This window comes from Fortiea contorta PCC 7126 (genome assembly GCF_000332295.1).
Lineage (GTDB): Bacteria > Cyanobacteriota > Cyanobacteriia > Cyanobacteriales > Nostocaceae > Fortiea > Fortiea contorta.
In genome coordinates, this window is sequence record NZ_KB235930.1 from 2,146,734 (window position 1) to 2,168,827 (window position 22,094).

General features: G+C 43.5%; 5 protein-coding genes. 2 read left to right on the forward strand and 3 right to left on the reverse strand.

Features of this window, described 5'->3' with window-relative positions; genetic code table 11:
• Positions 1 to 441 precede the first annotated feature (441 nt).
• A complete protein-coding gene (locus tag MIC7126_RS30325) occupies positions 442 to 17,550 on the forward strand; it encodes a DUF4347 domain-containing protein (RefSeq protein WP_017653012.1) in 17,109 nt (5,702 codons plus the stop codon).
• 297 nt (positions 17,551 to 17,847) lie between these two features.
• Here the strand turns inward: MIC7126_RS30325 and dacB are convergent, their stop codons facing one another.
• Positions 17,848 to 19,305, reverse strand: coding sequence for a D-alanyl-D-alanine carboxypeptidase/D-alanyl-D-alanine endopeptidase (gene dacB, locus MIC7126_RS0110060; protein ID WP_017653013.1), 1,458 nt, complete (start codon positions 19,303 to 19,305; stop codon positions 17,848 to 17,850).
• A gap of 151 nt (positions 19,306 to 19,456) precedes the next feature.
• On the opposite strand from dacB, the gene MIC7126_RS0110065 reads away from it, so the two are divergent.
• Positions 19,457 to 20,218, forward strand: coding sequence for a hypothetical protein (locus tag MIC7126_RS0110065; RefSeq protein WP_017653014.1), 762 nt, complete (start codon positions 19,457 to 19,459; stop codon positions 20,216 to 20,218).
• A 217-nt stretch (positions 20,219 to 20,435) separates the two neighbouring features.
• Here the strand turns inward: MIC7126_RS0110065 and MIC7126_RS0110070 are convergent, their stop codons facing one another.
• The gene (locus MIC7126_RS0110070; protein ID WP_017653015.1) at positions 20,436 to 21,344 is read right to left on the reverse strand and encodes a hypothetical protein; all 909 of its coding nucleotides are present in this window, start codon (positions 21,342 to 21,344) and stop codon (positions 20,436 to 20,438) included.
• Positions 21,345 to 21,472: 128 nt separating this feature from the next.
• Positions 21,473 to 21,997, reverse strand: a complete 525-nt coding sequence (locus MIC7126_RS0110075; RefSeq protein WP_017653016.1) for a DUF937 domain-containing protein — start codon at positions 21,995 to 21,997, stop codon at positions 21,473 to 21,475.
• Positions 21,998 to 22,094 lie beyond the last annotated feature (97 nt).

The window sequence follows — 22,094 nt, forward strand, 5'->3', positions numbered from 1 at the left end:
TTAAGCATAATACATATTCTGTGACGGCATTATAAACTTGCATTTTTATTTCATGAGCAGACGCAGCATGAAATACTTTCAATTTACTGTCATCACAATAATTTGAGCCCACCAATTGTCTGTCTCATTAATTATGATGGGTGTCATTTTGTAGTGAGGACTTTAGTTAAGGAAATTGTAGGTTGGGGAACCACTCATGTGCGTATTTCCCCCCCCGTTGAATGAAGTGGCGTTTGAGGAACGTAGACCCGCAAAGTAACCCAACATTCCTGCAATTTTTTGGGTTTCGCTTGCGCCTCAATACAACCTACACAAAATTTGTTTTCTAACTCTAAATGAACGTATTGGGATATGAAGACATAGCCATTTTTACAAATCATTTAAGATTCCTCTAGACTATTTCTCTTTAACAAACACTATATTCAATCAAAGAAAGGTAATATGTTCACTGAAAATTCTCAAGCTGATTTCAATCCTTTATTGCCTGCTACCAACTTAACTGGAATCATCAATAATAACCAAACAGATAATTTGTCAATAAATGGGCGCAAAGAAATTGCTTTTGTTGATTCTCGGTTAGATAATTATCAAACCCTAGTTCAGGGTTTAGAGCAGAACATAAAGGTTGTAGTTTTAGATAGCAATTGGGATGAAATTAACCAGATAACTCAAATTTTAAGTTCTCAAAATCAGGCACTAGATGCGATTCATATTTTCAGTCATGGTGCATCTGGAGCTATTGAATTAGGTAATACAGTTTTAAATCAAAGCAATTTAGGGAATTATCAAAATTCGCTGACAACTTGGGGACAATCTCTCAAACAAGGGGGAGATTTACTCTTTTATGGATGTAACGTAGCCGCAGGAATAATAGGTGAAGATTTTATCCAAGATATCAGTCAAATTACAGGAGCAGATGTAGCAGCTTCTGATGATGTGACAGGAAGTGCAGATTTAGGTGGTAACTGGACATTAGAGGTACACACAGGAAACATCTCTTCATACCTTCCCCTCCAAGCTTCAGTATTGCAAGCATACAAATCTATTCTGCCGATTTATTCTGGTACTCAGAATCTCAGTAGCGCAACTTTTAACGACAACATTATCATTACGGGTGACACCACACTGAATGTAACCGGTGATTTGACCCTTGGTAATCTAGGTAAAATTCTCGGAGATGGCGTAGGTGTATTAGATAACCTAACGATCAAAGCGACTGGTAAAGTTACTCTAGGAGGCTGGGTTGGTGGTGACGGACTCAACAACATCAAAATAGAAGCCAAGAGCATTAGTGTTCTAGAAGGAGTACAAATTAATACCCCTGGCGATATTTTCTTTGAGGCTAAGAATAACTCTAATGCTTTACTAAATCTGTTACCTGGTAACGTTGTCAACAACTTAGAAGCCAAAATAATTTTAGAAAATAATGTCTTTCTGGAAGCTGGAAATATCTCGCTGAAAGCAGAAGCATCAGACAAAAATCCCACCGATGAAATAAATAAATTTGTCAACGGTTTTGTAGTCAAACCTTTATTAGCCTATGGTGAGGCGATTGCGTCTTTGCCAGTTAGTGTAGTCCTGAGAGATTCATCAGCAAGTGTCGCCTTGGGCAATAATGCCAAACTTACTAGTAGTGGAGATATTGAGATTTCGGCTACCTCCAAAGCAGATAGCACCGCCAAAGCATTGAGTAAGTATTTCAGCATTGGCTATAGCGGTGCTAATGCATCTGCAACGACTACAATCGGTCAGGGTGCCGTGATCAAGGCAGATAGAGATGTCAACATCCTATCCGATGCCAATGCCGTTGCTAAAATGACCACCCGCACCTTGAAGAATCTGGGTGAATCTCCCACAGATCCAACTGGAACAGCAATCTCGTTAGCGATCGCTAATGCCACATTGACTTCTAAAACCACCGTATCTCAAGGCGCATCAATCGAGGCGGGCGGTAATGCCAACATTGTCGCTAAAGGTAAAACAGAGCGAGAAGCTAGTTCTGAAGTAGGAGCCTACGGTGCTGATGGTAAAGCCGGAATATCCATAGGATTAGGCTTCTCTAAAGCAGACGTTAACACCTTTGTAGGTGGTCAAGTTAGCTCAGGTAGCACCTTAGAACATAAATTTGATCCCGCATCGGCAGTAAGTAGTGATAAAGATACTATTACTATTACGAATCACGGTTTTAAAGACGGTCAAGCCGTCATCTACAAAAACAATAATGATGCAGACTCCAATATTGGGGAACTAGAGGACAGCACCACATACTTTGTCAAGGTCGTGGATACAAACACGATCAAATTAGCAGAATCTGCCTCCGATTTGGAAGATGAAAAATTTATCGACCTCGATACAGAGGGAGTACAAGGTAAGACTCACATCCTCAAAGATCCAGGTATCCGAGTTGTTGCTCAACTAGAAAGTGAAGATGCCGCTGATGCCACCGCAGGCGTAGGTGGAGATCCTTCAATCGCAGACAATATTGAAAAACCAGAAATTGCTGTCAACAAACTCATCGAAAAACTCACCGAAGATAACTACAGCAAAAACTCAAATTCTGGTGGTAGTGGTGCCAGCTCTAGTGTAACTGGGGCAGGGGCATTTGTGTTTTCCAAGATAGACAACAATGTTACTGCAACTACGGGTAGCAATGCCGTTTTAACATCTAAGGCAGATGTTAGCGTCCAGGCAAGTGTCTCAGAAAACATCAAAACTGCCGCAGAAGCATCGACAGAAGACCCCGAAGGTTCAAACAACCAAGCGAAGAAGGCAGCAGCGAGTGCAGCAGTAATCGTTGGACTTTATAGCAACAATGCCCAAACCACAATCGAAAGTAATGCAGTTATTGATGCTAGCAAGGACGTACGGATCACATCCGAAGTTGCTTATCCCTTCCGCATAGAACCATTATCACGTTTTATTCCCAGCGAAGTAGGAAAAACATTAAAAGAAGAGGGATTTAGTGGCGTAACCAGTTATTTGGATGGCAAGTTAGGTATCCAAAGTGAACTGCTCAATTCTTGGGCAGTAAGTACCTCAAAGACTAAGGGAGAAGTCGGTTTAGCTGGTTCGGTAAACTATCAGCAATTTACCAACAATTCTCAGGCAATTGTCAAATCCGGTGCAAAGATAAATCAGAACCAGGAATTTAAGCCGAAAACTGACGACCAGAGTGTTTCTGTTGAAGCCACAACAGAAATGCAACTGATTAACGTCACAGGTGTATTCAAATTCGATCTCTCAATTGAATCAGCACAAGAGTTAGTCCAGAAAAAAGATCCTTTAGCAATTTACAATCCGGTTGGCTCTAGCGATGGTAAAGGAGGGGTTGGCGGAGCCTTCTTCCTGATGTTTAATGACACCACCACGATCGCCAAAGTAGAAACAGGTAGCTCAATCAATACTGGCGCTAATGGCGGTTTAACCATCAATGCCAAATCTACTGGATTCGACCTTAACCTAGCTCAAGCAGGTGGGGCTGGCGGTAAATTTGGAGTAGGCGGTACATTCTCTTACACCAATCAAGAAAGCAAGACGATCGCCCAATTAGAAAGCGGTGTTAAGGTTACAGGCGGAGGATTAGAAATTACCGCCAATGACGAAACACTCCGTATCACTGCTGTAGGCGGTATTGCCAAAAGCGAAAACCTGGGTATCGGACTTTCCGTGACGATTAACGACATGGAGCGAGAAACAGTCGCCCTGATCGGTAATCAAACTGGCGCTGTCGGCACAGAAACCTCAATTGATGTTGAAGGAGATATCAAAGTTGAGTCCAAAGCTAAGGGCGGTCTGTGGGCGTTCTCGCTAGCTGCGGCAATTGTGAAAGAGAAACCCCCCGAAAAACCTTCAACAGTATCTACAGATCCAGCAGCTAGTTTAGCTTCAGGTTCTACAACATCCACAGGTTCCACAACATCCACAGGTTCCACAACATCCACAGGTTCCACAACATCCACGGGTACTCAAAGTGGTACTACGTCTAACGACCAGGGTAATCAAGGCAGATCGGGTGTAGGTATTTCTGGTGATGTGTCTATAAATACCGCCACGGATAAAGTTTCAGCTTACATCAAAGATGCAGGCACAATCAAAGCCGATAAAGTGGCGATTACAGCCGCAAATGATTCGGCAATGAGAACTGCCTCCGGCTCAGTAGCATTTGCCACATCAGACCCTGGTAAAACTTCTGCTGGTATTGCCGGCTCGTTCAGTATGAACACGCTCAACGGTACAACCAGTGCTTACATCTCTGGTGAGACAGCAGATGGGAAAAAGCTTTCCCTGACAGCAAATCAACTTTCTCTCAGTGCAACTCGCAGTGGAGACTTGTTTGCGCTCTCGGCGGGTGGTGCAGGCGCACCCAGCCAAGATGGTTATGCAGTGTCTGGTTCCGTATCTTTAAATACAATCGCCAATAACACTGAAGCTTTTGTTGATGGCACTGATACCACCATCGAAGGTGATGTTAGCCTCAATGCCAAAGATACCGCCAAAATATTAGCGATCGCTGGAGCAGTTAGCTATGGTGGCAAAGCTGGATTTGGTGCGGCAATTGCCCTAAACGATATTAGTGGTGGCACTAAAGCCTATTTTGATAATTCTACGCTTAATCACACTGGTAAATTAGAAATCGCCGCCAGCAGGGAAAATGAAATCCTGGCTGTTACCGCTTCTCTTGGTTTGTCTCTCGGACAAGAAAGCAAATTAGGGGGCGCGGGTACTGTCTCTATCAATAAAATTAGCTCCCCCATTCAAGCATCTATTTCTAATACCAAAAAGGGAAGCCAAAATGCCAAAGGTTTGCTTTCTGTTACGGCCAATGATAAATCCAGCATCCAATCTTTTGCGGGTGCTGTTGGTGTTAGCAAAAAAATTGGTTTTGGTGCAGCAGTTGCTTACAACAGCATTTCTGGCGACACCAAAGCATTTATCAACCAGTCTAACTTGGCAACCGAAAGCGATGTCAGCATTCAAGCAACAACTGATAGAGAAATTAAAGCTTTATCCTTGGGTGTCGGTGGTGGGAAAAATTTGGGTTTAGCTGGTTCTGTATCCATTAACAAGATTAGTGGCACAACCGAGGCTATTATTGGCAATAGTTCCCAAATTACAGCGAAAGGGAAGATAGATATCTCTGCAACGGTTAGCGGTGCAATTGGTGTAGTTTCTGGTGGGTTGGCTGTTGGTGTCTCCAGTGGTGATAGTGCTTTATCAGGTTCAGGTGCAGCTTCTGTTGCTGTTAATACTATCAATAACGGTATCACTACAGCGATCGCTAATTCTACGATTCAAGCAGGTGGTCAAAACACTATTTCTATTATTGCCACAGATAACGCTAAAATCAGTGCATTTTCTGGCGGTGGTGCTTTAGCATTGGCATCCAATAGTGGATCGCAAACCTCGATCTCGGTGGGAGTATCTGTAGCTACAAACGAGATTAACAACACAACTCAGGCTTACATTGACGGTTCCACAGTCAGTTCCTCGAACAATACAGATGTCAACCTCAACATTCAAGCCCTGACCACATCTAGTATCAGTACACAGTCAGTTGCACTAGCGGTGTCTGTTGCCAAAGCTCAACAAACAGGAATAGCCATCAGTGGTGGTGGTGCTGGAGCTAATAACCTGATTCTTTCTAAGACTAACGCCTATGTGAATAATTCTAACCTGACAAACCGCATCAGTAATGTTGCGGTTAAAGCCAGTAATACTTCTACCATCGACGCCACAGTAATAGCGATATCTGGTTCCGTCACTATTGGCGCTGAGACAGGAGCAGGTGCGGCAATTGGGGCTGCGGTTGCCAATAATTATATTGGGTATAACGGTAGTGGTAATCGTCAACCATCGGAAGTCCAAGCATATATTCAGAACTCCAGCTTGAAGATTAATGGTGACTTGACACTGAGTGCGATCGCCAATGAAAATATCACAGCCAAAGTAGGCGCTGGTTCTATTGCTGTAGCTGCTTCCAAGGGAACGAACCTCACTGGTAGTGGTTCAGGAGTTAGCACAGAAAACAAAGTTGCTACTTTGGTGAAGGCATTTATTGATGGAGATGGAGTAACAGGCATTCAAGCAAAAACCGCTACTCTCACAGCTGAAGATTCCTCTACAATCAAGGCTGATGCAGGTGCAGCTTCCATTGCCGTAGCAGTAGGTAAAAATGGTGCAGTGTCACTTGCGATTGGCGTAGCCCTAGCAAGTAACTTAATCTCTAATGAAGTTGAAGCAGCGATCAAGAACGCAGACAATTCTGTGTCCACAACCGCAGGAGGTATTTCACTATCAGCTACCAGCAAAGGTAGTATTAGTGCTGTATCAGTTGCTGCTTCCATCGCGGTGGGAGTCGATCCCAGTAAATTAGGTGCTGCTTTGAGTGGAGCGGGCGCTGCGGCTACCAATACAATTTTGAGCAAAACAAACGCCTATATTGCTAACAGCATTATAAACAGCGTCCAAGCAGTAAATCTCAGTGCTAAAAATGACAGTGCGATCGCTGCCACTATCGTTGCAGTATCGGTAGCAGTTGGTGTTGGCGGTAAGGTAGGAGTGGGAGTCTCCATTGGTGCTGCTGTTGCGAATAATTTTATTGGATATAACGACAATAGTCGCCAGCCTGCTGAAGTTCAAGCTTATATTCAAAACTCCAGCGTCAATGCTAGTGGAGACTTGCAGCTGAGTGCAACAACCAATGGCACTATTACCGCCGGAGTAGGCGCAGGTTCTGCCGCAGTCGCCGGTGGTGGTAAGGTGGGAGTCGCTGCTAGCGGTTCGGGAGTCAGTGCAGAAAACAAAATTGCTACCTTATTGAAGGCATTTATCGATGGTGATGGCGCGACGGGAATTCAAGCCAGAACTGCCACACTCACTGCTAGCGATTCTTCAACTATCAAAGCTGATGCAGGCGCTGCTTCTCTCGCTATTGGTGGCGGTGGCACTGTAGGAGTTTCTCTCTCAATTGGTGTATCTGTAGCTAGTAACTTAATCTCTAACGAAGTTGAAGCATTTATCAGCAAAGCCAAGAACTCTCTGAAGACTACCACAGGTGGAATCTCACTATCTGCCACCACTAACGCCAGTATTAGTGCTGTATCAGTTGCCGCTTCGATTGCGGCTGGTGGTGGTGGTACAGCGGGTATAAACATTAGTGGGGCTGGTGCAGGGGCAATTAATACAATCCTCACCAAGACCAACGCATATATCATAGATAGTTTAGTCACTAGTGCAGCAACAGTTAATTTAGTTGCCAAAAACACCGCAACCATTGACGCCAAGATTGCGGCGGTGTCAGTCTCAGCAGGTGGTGGTGGAACTGCGGGCGTGGGAGTGTCAATTGGTGCGGCTGTGGCTAATAACTTCATCGGTTATGACGGTAGCACTCGCCAACCTGCCCAAGTCCAAGCTTATATTCAAAATTCCAGTGTGACTGCTAATGGTGATTTGAGTTTAACAGCTCTTTCCAACGGCACAATCACCGCCGGGGTGGGTGCTGGTTCAGCGGCAGTTTCTGGTGGGGGAACTGCAGGTGTTGCAGCTAGCGGTTCTGGTGTGAGTACTGAGAACAAAATAGCCACTTTGGTAAAAGCATTTATCGATAACAACGGCACGAGAAGTATTCAAGCCAAAACAGCGACTCTCGATGCTAAAGACTCCTCGACAATTACGGCTGATGCAGGTGCGGCTTCTCTTGCGGTATCATTCGGTGGTACTGCGGGAGTTTCTGTATCAATTGGTGTATCAATAGCTAGTAACTTAATCTCTAATGAAGTCGAAGCATTTATCAAGGGTGCAAATAACTCTGTGACGACGACTACAGGAGATATCGCACTATCTGCGACTACGGATGCCAAGATTAAAGCCTTATCAGTTGCCGCTTCTTTAGCAGCTGGTTTTGGCGGGACTGCAGGTGTGGCAATCAGTGGTGCTGGTGCGGCGGCGATTAATACGATTTTCACCAAAACCAATGCCTACATCAGTGGTAGTGTGGTTAATAGTGCTGGTAGAGTTACTTTAGCTGCAACGAACACAGCAACAATTGACGCCACCATTGTCTCGGCATCGGTGGCACTCGGTGGTGGTGGTACTGCGGGTGTGGGTGTCTCGATTGGGGCTGCTGTTGCTAATAACTTCATTGGCTATAACGGTAGCACCCGCCAACCTTCTGAAGTTCAAGCTTATATACAAAACTCCAGTTTGAAAGTTAATGGAGATTTAAAGCTGAGTGCAACTGACAGCGCCACGATTAACGCCAAGGTTGGTGCTGGTGCTGCTGCTATTTCTGGCGGTGGAACTGCGGGGATTGCCGCTAGCGGTTCTGGTGTGAGCACGGAGAACAAGATTGCCACCTTGGTGAAAGCATTCATTGATGGTGATGGTGCAACGGGTATTCAAGTCAAATCTGCCGCTTTCACTGCCCAAGACTCGTCTACGATTACCGCTGATGCAGGTGCGGCTTCCCTTTCTGTTGCTGGTAGCGGTACTGCATCGGTTGGTGGCTCGGTTGGTGTCGCCCTAGCCCGTAACGTAGTCACTAATGAAGTGCAAGCTTTCATCCAGAATGCTGATAACTTCGTGAAAACCGCAGCGGGTGATGTTTCCCTCTCTGCTAACACTATTGCCACTATTAAAGCTGTATCAGTCGCCGCTTCTCTGGCTGCAGGAATTTCTGGAACTGCGGGTATAGGAATCAGTGGTGCAGGTGCTGAGTCCACTAACACAATTGCCACCAAGACTAATGCATATATCAAAGATAGTGTGATTAATACCATTGGTGCAGTGAAAGTGGACGCCAAAAACACGGCTAGCATTCTCGCCACAGTTGTAGCTGCATCCGTCGGTGTGGGAGTTAGTGGTACAGCGGGAGTCGCCGCCTCGATTGGGGTGGGAGTAGCTCGGAACCAAATTGGCTGGGATTTGGATTTAACAAATACAAGCCGTAAATACACCACAGGCAGTGGTCAGCAATCTCTCAGTCAAGGTGACAGAGTTCTCATCGAAACAGGAGCTAGAGCGGGTGATATCTACGAATATATCGGTAAACCCGGTTCTGTTAATTTGAAATCTGCTGACTACGGGAATGTATCCGACTGGAGACAAGTCAACCTGAAGCAAAATGCAGTTGAAGTGACTGCTTATGTGAATAGTTCCAGTATTAACGCCAGTGGCGCCTTGAGTCTCAACGCTCTCTCTAGTTCGACGATAGAATCCACTGTTGCATCTGTTTCTATGGCAATTGCGGGGGGAATTGGCGGTGCATCTCTCAGCGGTGCTGGTGTGGGTACTCACAATAAAATTGCCACGAAAGTTCAAGCTTACATCGATGGAGATGGCACCAGCGGTATTAGTACTAGCAGCATTAGTTTAAATGCCAACGATGCATCCACAATTAAAGCTGATGCTGCTGCGGCTTCTCTAGCAGCAACCTTCGCCATTGGCGCCGCTATTTCAATTGGTGTATCCATAGCCGTCAACGAGATTGCTAATGATGTCCGCGCCTTTGCTCAAAATATTAGTAAGAACTTGACAGCTACCTCTGGCGCTATTGAATTAACGGCGACGGAAACATCGAAAATCTCATCTTTATCAGTGGGAGTGTCGGCGTCAATAGGTTTAGTGGGAATTAGTGTTGCTGGTGCTGCGTCGATTAACACCATTAGCAATACAGCGAGTACGTATATAGCCAATGCTGCTCAAGTCAAAGCTCAAACAGACGTGACCTTAAAATCCGCTGATAGTTCCAGTATTCAAGCCATAGCAGGTTCAGTGTCTGCTGGTACAACTGCAGCGATGGGTGCTTCAGCCGCTACCAACAACATCAGCAATCAAATTATTGCTGAGGTGAACAAGTCAAAAGTGACGACATCAGTCGGTGCTCTCAACCTCAGTGCCACTTCCACAGGCACAATTAATTCAGCGGCTGTGGGTGGCGCTGGCGCTGGCTCATTTGCTGGTGGTGCGGCTGTGACAGTTAATAACCTCAATAACACAGTGCGGGCTAATATTGCCAATGGTGCAAATATCAGCACTCAGGGTAACGTCAACTTAAACGCGACAAACACTGCCATCATTGAATCTGTCGCTGGACAATTATCCGGTGCGGGAGGTGCGGCGGCTGGTGCGGCTCTGGCTGTCAACAATTCTGCTAACGTCACACAAGCCTCGATCAGTGATAGTACTGTTACCTCCAAAGCCGAAAGTGTCACAGCTATAGCTAAAAATACTGGAGCGATCGCTAGTAAATCGGTGGGTATGAGTATCTCTGGCGGTGTCTCACTCACAGGTTCTGTTTCCGTCAATAATATTACGAATACCACTGTTGCTTATGCTGCCAATGCCACTATTACTGCTGCTAAGGATGCAGTAATTTCTGCGGTAGATGATGCCACAATTGAATCTTTAGCCGGGCAAATCAGCGTTGGTATCGGCGTCGGCGGGGTTGGTGCGGCGGTGGCTTACAACAATATTGGTAACACTGTCAAGGCTTATGTGACCGCCGATAATGGCAAATACACAACAATTAATACAGGCGGTAATACACTGGTCAACGCGGATGGTAAGGGCATCATTAGAACCATCGCGGCTGGTGGTTCTGGCGGTTTATTAGTCGGTGCGGGTGCTTCGGTCGCGGTCAACCAAATGAGTAATCATGTCTCTGCGGCTGTGCAAAACAACGGCATTATTAAGGCTAAAGGCAGTGTCGGTGTCTTAGCAAATTCCCTTAATTCCATAACTACTCTAGGTGGAACTATCGGGGCAGGATTTGTGGGTGCAGCGGGGACAATCGCTATTAATAACCTCAATAATACCACCCGCGCTTACGTCAATAATTCTGTTGTGGATGCCATCGGTCAACAAAGCATTACTATTCCTAGAGCCGATGGCACTACCAATCAAGAATCTTTACCAGGCGTAGCAATATTAGCCACAAGCAAAGACAATCTCAGCGTTAGCGTTGGTAGTGCCGGCGGTGGGGCATTTGCTTTCGTGGCTAGCGTAGCCTTTAATACCTTTGCTAACACGACTGAAGCCTACGCTAAGGACGTGGCGATTAATGGTAATGCTGCTTCTGTAGTTCCGGAACAAAGTGTTTATATCAAGGCTTTCAATGATAGTACTGTGGCTGTCAACGCGGGAACTGTCGGTGGTGGGTTAGCGGCAATTGGTGTCGGTGTAGAAATCACGACGATGAAAAACACTACCACTGCATACATTGACACTATTAATCCTGTAATTTCTCAAGGTGCTCTTGTCAACGCCAATAGAGACTTAATTGTCGAGGCGAGAACTCAAAAATCTTTAACATCTAATGTTGTGGCTAAAGGTGGCGGGGGCGTCAGTGTCCAAGGTGCAGTCTCCATCATCAACGTCAGCAGTGGTATGTCTGGGGAGGGCGCTAAGTCACTGCAAGATAAAGATGGTAATTCTGATTTACAAAACAAATTAAATCAGCAATTAGTAGACATGGACAACATGGGTAAAGATAGCAATGGTAAGTCGAATATTACTACCAAGAAAAATATTGCCGACGGTTTTGCTACTAACCCAGGGATCGTTCAAGGAACCACAGCATATATCGCCGGCTCTGCTAGTGCTGGTGGCAATTTAATTGTTACAGCTGATGAAAGTACTAAGCTGAATGTGGCAGTCGGCTCGTTATCAGGTGGCTTAATTAGTCTTGGTGGTGCAGTAGGAGTTGCTAATATTCAGCACAATGCATCAGCTTACGTGGGTAATGATTCTATAGTGGCTGGTGGCAATATTAAGATTAACTCTAATGCTCTTGTAGACTCGACGATAGTCAAAGCTGTTGCTGGTTCCGCAGGGTTAGTCGGGCTGGGGGCGGCTGTTACCTATTTAAGTTCTCAAAATAACTCCCAGGCTTATGTTGGTCAAAACACTATCATCACTCGCGCCAATGATGTTGATGTCACTGCTCAATCTTCTTCTAACGCTAATGCACAGGCTTTAGGTGCATCTTATGGACTAGCTGCGGCGGGAATTGTGATTGCTAATGTGAGCGAAACTGGCACAACTAAAGCTTATCTGGATAACGGAGTTACGGTTGATAATACTAATAATTTGACTGTTGAAGCGATCGCTAAAGAAGCGGTATCATCCGTTAGTCAAGCATCTACTGGTGGTGTTCTTGCTGGTAGTGGCGCTGTGACTAACGCTACCGTCAGCCCGAATGTCGCAGCATACATTGGCGACAATAACACAATCAAAGTTGCGAAAGATGTCAAAGTGGCTTCTAGTGTCCCCATAGATGGAGATGCGGCGACTAAAGGAGCAAGTTATGGGTTGTTGGGAGTAGGGTTGGCGTTCTCGGAAGTTAATTCCACCGCTAACATCGATACCCATATCGGTGCTAACACAGCGATTTTGGCTGGTAATGTTACTGTCTCTGGTAATTTAGGCAAAGTAGCCCCGACTGCTCCCGCTCCTGATACATCATTCAACCCCGCTAGTGCAGTCAACAACACAGCAGAAACTATCACCTTTAATAACAGTACTGGACTGAAAACAGGAGATACAGTTATTTACTCCAATGGTGGAGGTAAGGATATTGAGGGACTAAAAGACAAGGAATCTTACACTGTCATTGTTGATCCTCAAAACGATAAAGTGATTAAGTTAGGCACTCAGTTTGATGCAGCCACTGTTGACGCAAAATTCAACACGATCAAATTTGCTAATACTGTCGTTAACTTTACTTATAGCGCTGCCAATGCTAACACGATTACTTTAGCTAATCATGGCTTGGCAAACGGGCAAGCAATCACTTATCAATCAAGCTCAACTCCATTAGATGGCTTAACTAATGGTCAAACCTACTACGTAATTAAGCTAGACGACAACTCTTTCAAACTAGCTTCTAGCTTAGAAAATGCTAAAAATAATCAAGTAATTGCTTTGGGTATTAGTTCTGCTACCCAACAATTAAAAGCAACTTCTCTAGGACATGGCTTTACAGATGGACAAAAAGTAGTTTATGAAGCGAAAGAGGGCCAAGCGATTGCAGGTTTAACTTCTGGTAAAACCTACATTGTCAAAGTTGTGGACTCCAGTACGATTCAATTGCAAGACCCCGACAAATTATCATCAGATGTGACTGAAGGCGCTGTGCTCAGTGACATGACAACAATTGCGGGGGTAACAACAATCAAAACAGCACCTGATAAAAAGGGTAACGTCGTTAATGATTTAAAAAATGGTGACGCGGTTGTTTACAAAAAGCGTTCTGCTTTATTTACAGTTAGCGCTCCCAATGACATTCCTGACACAGGTGATGAGGGTAACATCTTCAATAGCAATGCGGACAAAGGCGCTCTCATTAAAGACAACAAGATTAATTCTGCCGGTCATGGTTTTAAAAATGGCGACCAAGTAATTTACAGCACTGATGAAACCGCACTGGGTGGATTAAATAAAGGTCAGACATACTATGTCATCAATGCAGATGACAATACTTTCCGCTTGTCTACAACATTGGACGGATCTGCAGTTGATATTACCAGCGCCGCAGCGGGAACAAGTCATAAGATTACTGCTGTAGGGCTGAAAGTTCTGAATGAGGCTAACTTTACCTATAGCACTGCCAACTCTGACAAAATTACCGTAGCGAATCATGGCTTTACCACAGGACAGGCTCTCACCTATAAAGCTGGAACAACTCCGTTAGTAGGCTTAACAGATGGTGCAACTTACTACGCCATTAAAGTTGACGACAATACTATAAAACTAGCGTCTTCTGCTGCCAACGCTCAAAGTAGTACTGCAATTGCTCTGAGTGCGAACTCTAGCAGTCAAAAACTCACAGCAGCTTCGACCGATTTAGAAGAGGGTGTGGAGTACTATGTTGTTGGCTCAACGTCAACTAATTTCCAATTGTCGAAAACAAAAGGCGGCGCTGCTATCGGGCTTGATACAGCCGGGTTAACTGGTGAAGGTGTAGCACATCTGTTTGTCAAACAAAATGTGGTGGATTTAACTAGCGCCGGTACAGGACAGCAGAATCTGTTGCTAGATTTGAATTCCGCAGCAGCAACAGGTATAAAACATTCGCTCTCCACAGGAGGGGCGGCGTCGATAGTTTTACCCAGCCCAGGCGATCAGGTGTTCTCTGCATATTCGCAAGCATCTTCAGGAGCAGCGATCGCTGGTAGTGGCGCTAAGACGACGATCAATATTGGGTCTACAATGAGAACCTATGTGGGTAACGGTGCGGCGATTACAACCACGGGTGATGTGAAAATTGAGGGTATATCCAATATCCAGTTAACTGGAGCTGCGAGTACTAATACAGGTGGATTAATCGGTATTGGCATTGGTACACTTGAGTCCAGCATTAGCAATAATAACTATACAGATGTCAGGCTGGGTGCGAAGATTAAGGCTGCTGGCAATGTGACGATTAATGGTAAATCGGATAACAAATTTAATCTTTCCAGTGACAGTACCGCAGGTGGTGTGATTCCAGCAGGAAAAGCAACAACAACTCTCACGGTTAATCACAACACAATTACAGCGATCGCTGATCAGGTAAATATTAATTCTCAAAGAGATTTGTTGGTTCGTTCTTCTAGTGATACTAATGGCAACGTTCAGGCAAATGCTAGTGGTGGTGGCTTAGTACCTTTTGCTTATGGCACTGCTACCGTCAGTGTAAATGGAGTTAATCAAGCTAATGTTAATGCTGCTACTTTAGAAGCCAGAAAATTAACAGTTGAGTCTGTGGTTGATAACTTGAATGTCAATGCTTTAGCTAAAGCCAAGGCTGCAGGTTTAATTGGTATTATCCAAGCTAAATCTAATATTTACCTGAACAACACCAGCACGACAACTAACATTGGTTCTGGCGCATCTCTCAAAGCCGACGAACTCAATCTCACTGCTCTGTTCAAAAATGTCAACACTAACTCCACCGCCCTAGGTCGTTGTGATGGATTAGGTGGAAAAACTGATTCAGATGCCACAAATGAATCGAATTTGATCGCAGCAGTTAATACGGATGCCAACTCTACCCTAACTGTCAACTCTCTGAATGTGAAGTCAGGTTTTGATAGCTTTAATAACACGAACTATGCATATAGCAAGAAAGCTTGGGAACTGAGAATCTGGACTCCATTCGGCGATATTGTCATCACTCTTGATTTTGGTAGATCAAAAGAACACGGTTCTCAAAATTCAATATCTAATACTAATTTCAATTCCAATGTTGTTCGCCTGGCACGAGCAGTGAATCCTGTACTCTTCATTGATGAAACTGGTAAAATCTTAGCTCAGAGTAATAATGTTACTTTCACTGATGATGGTAAAAATATCGATGTTGCTAACATTAATGCTACGGGTAATGGAGCAATAAAATTTAGTTCTGGGAACGTATCTACAGGCGGCTCATTTATTGATAATGGCAAGTATTCAGCGATTGATCCTGCCTTCGATACGGTGGAAATTCAGAATTATTCTACTAGGAATCTGATTATTAATGACATCAATGCTATATCTACTGGTTCTGGATCTGCTACACCGGATTACAGCCGAGTTAATGTCAGCAAAACAATCAGTTACACTAATTTATCTAGTTCCCTAGCAGCTAACTCAACTTTAATTACGATTAATAATGCGGGTGCTACCAATTTAATCCTCAAAGGTGTCATTAATAATCCCCACGATCGCACTATTCTTTACAGTGGTGGTAATATTTTCAGCCAAGGAACCGTACAAAAGATTATCACCCGCGATTTGACCATGACCGCTAAGAACGGTAGCATTGGTGTTAATGGTCAACGCATTGCGGCTCAATTGACTCAAGGCTACAGTCCAGTGACTGCTGGTGTGTCTTCTAGCAACATTAATCTTAAGGTTGAATCGCAAATTTCCAATTACTTAGATTTAACTGCAAAAGCTCTGGACATCAATCCAGTAACGGTAAATATCCAAAGAATGAGCGCCAATATTGGCGAGGTTAATCTAAAAGTCGGTCAAACCACAAATAAAACCAACAACTCGATTTCATCTCTCTATAAATTTGGCAGTTTTTCTGATAGTAATCAACAAATTCTCGCGGGAACCAATATTACCATTAATGCGGAAACCACAAATACGAATTTTGAGGGAACGACTGCTTTCTTAGGGACGACAGGCACATTAGATGTGATAACGGGAGGCTTGATTAATATTAGACATTTATCTGGAGGAATCAACCTCAAACAAGCAATTAGTACACAAGATACAGTTAATTTGACGGGAACAGATATAGTGCTGGTAGATAGTGGTGTGGTGCAGGCTGGAAAGGATGTAAATATAACTGCAAACAATGTCAATCTGCAGAACAATGCTAAATTACGAGCTGCAAAAGATGTCAGTTTCCTAGTTAGTAACAATTTCAGCATCAACTCAACAGCTACTATTGAAGCTGGAAATAATGTCTTAATTCAAGGAGATTACACCAATCAAAATACTGCTGGAGCATCAGTTACCATTGACGGTTGGATTTATGCCAAAGCAATGTCAATTTACGGTAACAACAATAAAGATACTTTCAATATTCGGCGATTGGCTACTACCACTAACCTGTACACAGGTGGAAATAATGATATCGTGAATGTCGGTAGCAGTCAGGCTGGTTTCAGGGGTACTAGAGACATTCAAAAGCGCCTGAATGTATATGGAGGTACGCAAAATAATTTCGATATTTTGAATGTCGATAACTCCAACGATACTGCTAACAGTGTTGGTATTTTAACAGATACATTGTTGACTGGATTAGGTCTGGGTGAAGGTATTTATTACAGTGGTGTGAGAGATTTCAACCTCAAGTTAGGCGCTGGTAGTAATGACTTCACCATCTTAAATACGGGTGCAGCAACTAATATTGAAAGCGGTGCAGGTAATGATAAATTCCGTATTGGCCCTAAACTCAATGCTCAAGGTAACGTATTAAATGAAACTGTGAATGGTGTTGTTGTATTAGGAACTAATATCCTAGGAACAAGCCACGTTACTAGTATTAAAATGGGTGGTGGTAATGATTCCATTGAAGTGAACCGCAACACGGCTGTGCTGAATATTGAGGGTGGAAGTGGTGATGACACTTTTGTGGTGAATACAGCAATTAATAATTCAACCACGTTAACTAACGCTGCGGTGAATATATTTGGCAACGATGGGAATGATACAACGATGATTAATAGTTCTTCTCGATTAGAAACTATTCAAAATAATCGGTCATCAATTGTTGTGATTAATAGCCGCACGATTAATTTGACAACTAACGAGAGGTTGGTAATTAACGGTAGTGTTGTTACTAATTCCACGGGCGGTTCTACTGGTACAAATAATCCTGGTGTTCCTAGTTTGTCTAGCCTAGGTGATCGAAATGTTGTACCTTCTAGCAATACGAGTACAAGTAGTGGTACTAATCCTACTGTGTCTAGTTTAGGTAATAGAAGTACCACATCTTCTGGTGGTTCAACTAGTGGTTCAACTGGAAGTACCTCTACTACTGATCCTTTGTTAGCGGGTTTGCTTCGCCGTTAAGCAGGTTAGGGGTTTAGAAATGGGGAAAAGACATTTTCATTGTGTGTGATGAGAACGTGAATTATTAGTAGGGGCACAAAAATTTTGTGCCCTTTTTCATGTGTTATACCAATTTGAAAAAAGAAGGCGACACATCGACAAGACCCCTCCCCAACCCTCCCCTTGGCAAGGGGAGGGTGCCGTCAGGCGGGTGGGGTATCTGTCGCAAACATTATTTGAATCGGTATTATTTCGATTGAAAATTCCTGCAGAAACAGATATCAGAGTTTGCTGATAAATTAAAAAAAATGAACTAGATTAACAACGCTGTAACTCGGTTAATAGCACGACTATTTCATCAATTGCTTGACGAGCAATGGTGATTGGTTGCTCTGTTTGATTGATGATAATACTAAAGGCTAATGGTTCATATTTGGGGCTATTGACGTATCCAGATAGTGATATTGCTCCTGTTAAAGTTCCTGTTTTAGCTTGTACAATACCTTCGGCGGAAGTGTTGCGAAAACGGTTTTTTAAAGTGCCAGTTTTGCCGGCTATGGGTAATGATGCACGAAAAATTGAGGCGGTTGGTGTTTTGGCGATTCCTTGTAAGGTTTGCACTAAAGCTGCGGGAGAAATTAGGTTACGGCGTGATAAACCTGAGCCATCTACTAAGAGATAATTCGTGGGATCTACTCCTAATTTGGTTAAACTTGTTTTGAGAATTTCTAATCCGATATCAGCTGTATTCTGCTTTTTTGGATTTGGTTGATTAACAGATAATGATCTTAATAATGCTTCGGCATAAAGGTTATTACTATTAATATTAGTTTCTGCTAATAATTGAGATAGGGGAGGTGATTCTACTGCAGCTATTTCTTGTTGAGTTTGTTTAATAGTTGCGACTGTTGTCTGTCCGAGATTAATTTTTTCGGCTGCGAGGATGGTGCGGAACCGACGCAAGAAATAATAACTAGGAGAAGTTACAGGTAAGGTGACTAAATATGGTGTGGCGTTGGCTGCTAGTTGTCCTTGAATTCGCAGGATTGTGCCTGATAAATCACGGTTAATATTGATGTAGTTTGGTTGATTGTTGGCAACTGTGACTGTTTGATTAACTATTGTCCATTGTCTAGCTTCGTTGCTATCTTTCCAGGTAATTTGTAGGGGTTGACCTACGGCTTTTGGGAGGAGGTTAAAACTAAAAACGTTGTCGTTAAGTATTAAGCTACTGACTGGTGCGCCGTAGTCTGATTGTATATCTTCCCATTGCCATGTGGGGTTGACAATATCTCCTTGAATATAGCTATCATCGAGGATTAATTGTTTAATTTGGGTGATACCTTTTTGTTGTAATTGTTTGGCTAATGCTTGCAGTTGCGTATCGCTGAGGCTGGGATCTCCTTTACCGATGACGACTAAATTACCATCAGGTTGACGATATATGGAAGTGCGGATGCGAAAATTTGCACCCAGATGTTGCAGTGCGGCGGCTGTTGTTAAGAGCTTGGTGTTAGAGGCGGGGGTAAAATATTTTTGGGCGTCTCTAGCATAGAGTGTTTGTCCAGAGGTGAGGGATTGGACGAGAATTCCCCAGCGCGATCGCCCAAATTGGGGACGATCAATTACACTATTGACAGCAGATACAATTTGTGCAGGACATATGGATTTTGTGCTGGCTGGGTTGGCTGTTTGCGCTGAGGATGGTTTTGGGGTGACGATAATTTGGCTGAATAAAAACAGCGGTATCAAGCTGAGAGTGATTGTTCTAGACATTAAATGTTTCTAAAAACTACTTGATGATAATAACTTGGGCTGGTACGCAATTTATATGAGTTATTTAAAAACTCTTTCAGTAGCTGGATGTTGGCGCTATAAATGGTGATTATGTTGGTGGAAATAATGTGTTGATGAATTAAGCCAAATTATGGATATACAGCAATCTAATCTAGATACAACTGCTTTATTTGAGCAGTTATGGGGTGTGACAAATGAGTTGCGCGAGAAATTGGCTGGTAGGTTTCAATTTCAGCGCGACCCTGGGACTGAGCATTTACAAAGCTACTCGGCGTCGGTTGGGGGTGCGATTGGTTCTTTGAATACTTTCTCTGGTGCTGAGATTGATTGGTTAGTGCATTCATGGTTGCGTGAACCAAATTCGGGTTTTTGCAATATGCATTTGAGTATTTGGCTCAAGTCTCATATCCGCGTTCCCCATCTAGCTTTTGCTTTTGCGACGGTACCGTATTTATTCTTTTATATGGATTATATTCCTCGCAGTGATTTGTTTGTTGATTTGCAATATTTGGATCACTACTATGAGCCGATGAATCAGACATATTTGCAGTTGCTGGCAGATTCCCGATTTCAGCAGTATATCAGCAAAAGTTTGTACATTCGTCAAGCTCAGTCTCATACTAGTTTGTGTCATACCAGTGAAGCGAGTGCAGAGACCTTGGCGGTGGTGCGGGGGGTGGCGCATGAGATGATGGATCGATGGTTGCGTTGGGTAGATGAGGCTGAGGCTGTATCGGAAGATGAGCGTGCTGCTTTATCTGAGCGTGATTTGATTGTACGCCGGGCGATCGCTGAACGTGACCCTGATAACCAAATTGCAGTCAGGTTGTTTGGTGCGGAAATGACAGATAAATTAGTGCGATCGCTTTGGGGTGGCGATCGCATTCTTTAAGCAATAACCGAGAAATTACAGCCATTTTGGCTACTTTCTTCTGCGGTAATTAGGTAATATTTAATCACCCTTAGCTCTATATATTAATCTCCAGTGCTGCTCCTAGCGGTTTTCTGGAGATTCTTTATCAGTAAATGTTGCAGGGTGAAAAGTGCGATCGCTTGACTTTAGACAACAGAAAATAGTTGTAGTAAATCAATATTTACGTCGCTTGTAATTAGGAATGTGTATCACCCTTTTTCCCTAACCACAAAGCCACATTATACACATAGATTTTAATATCTTCTAAAGCCTGTGGATGCTTTTGCATTCCGTCTCCGGGAGGCTCATCGACAAAACTGGGACAGCCTCGCTCAATATCCCAGTTATAATCAACAAGATGATGAAAACTGGAATTAGCTACTGCTCGTCCTAAAATGTTACCTTGTGCATCTTGATAATGTTCTAGTGCTACTACTAAATTGAAATTACGACCTGTAATCAAGCTTTTTCCTAATGCAATTACTCTGGCATTTGTAGCATTTGCAGGAAGCCCAATCCCGCCTTCATGGGGGTGTGTCGGAAAAAATTCAATTAATCCAGAAGCTGATTGCAGATTTTTAAATAATTCATGAACAGGTTCAATCAGAGTAATTTGTTGATAGTCACCATTAGCTCCAGAATGATAGTTAGGCCAGGAAATATAAGTTGTGTAGGGGTCGTCTCTTAACCAACGAGATTCATCAGGATCGGGATTTTTGGTATTAAAATAATGGACATCACCAATGTCAATTAAGCTGCACATGGAACAACCCATATCTTGGTGATCTCTTGTTGTCAGGATACCACCGCCACTTTGCCTAAAAGCATTAATTCCTGCAATATCTTTTGCTGTTAAACCTTCGCCTACGTCTAAAGCAAATAGCCAAAGTTGATCAAAATCTGATTGATTTAGAGTGCTTAAAATTGGATCGTTACCATCAGCGTCAGGAGTAATATCCCGCGCTGTCACTTCAAATAAGTATTCGCCATCTGCATTTTGCACAGATGCAAGATAATTATGTAAGAGCGAAAACCGAGCGATACTCCAGTCATCTTCTGTTGTGGGAATTGTGGTCTGTAAGAGTATGCGAATTGGTTGTACCATAGCTACCACCGTAGTTAATACTGCGGTTACTTTACAACGAATTCAGCAAAAATAAATGAGGGAGATGAGATGAGGGAGAAAAATTTTTAGTTGATTCGCCTCATCTCTGCTCTCAGCTGATAATTTAGTTAGCGTCCAAGATGGCGACTAGCTAATTGAATGGCGTCAGCAATATCAACATCGCCGTCACCGTCTGAATCTAAAAAGGAATTGAGAACTGAATTTCCACCGCTTTGAGGATTTTGGGCGTTGGCTCCCGATTGTAGGAAATTCAGGACTACGGGGACGATAATCGGCAGTATTTGTTGAATCATACTAGCATCTAAACCGGTGTGTTGGGCAGCAATCTCAGCCACTCGCTGTTGTGCATTGGGGGAGAATACTGAGTTAACCGCTTGGGAGTCGGGAGAAGTTCCCGCAAATTGACTCACCAAGCTTTGTACTGCTTGATTACCTTCTGTGGCTTGCTTTTGTTGTAAAACTGAACGCACCTGACCACCGACGACTGATAAAACTGATTGAATGGTTGCGGGATCTACACCAGTGCGCTCGCTTAGTTGGTCTACAGTGTTAATGATATTTCCTAGTTGACCTATACTCCCTTGTTGATTGGGGTTGGCGACGGCGCCCAGAATTTGATCAAAAAGTCCCATAATTTATTCTATTCCTGCTTTGTTCGCTTTTTCAGACTGAACTAAAAGCTAGTCATATTGCAAGTCTAGAGCGACACAAACAATAGAGGATTGAGGG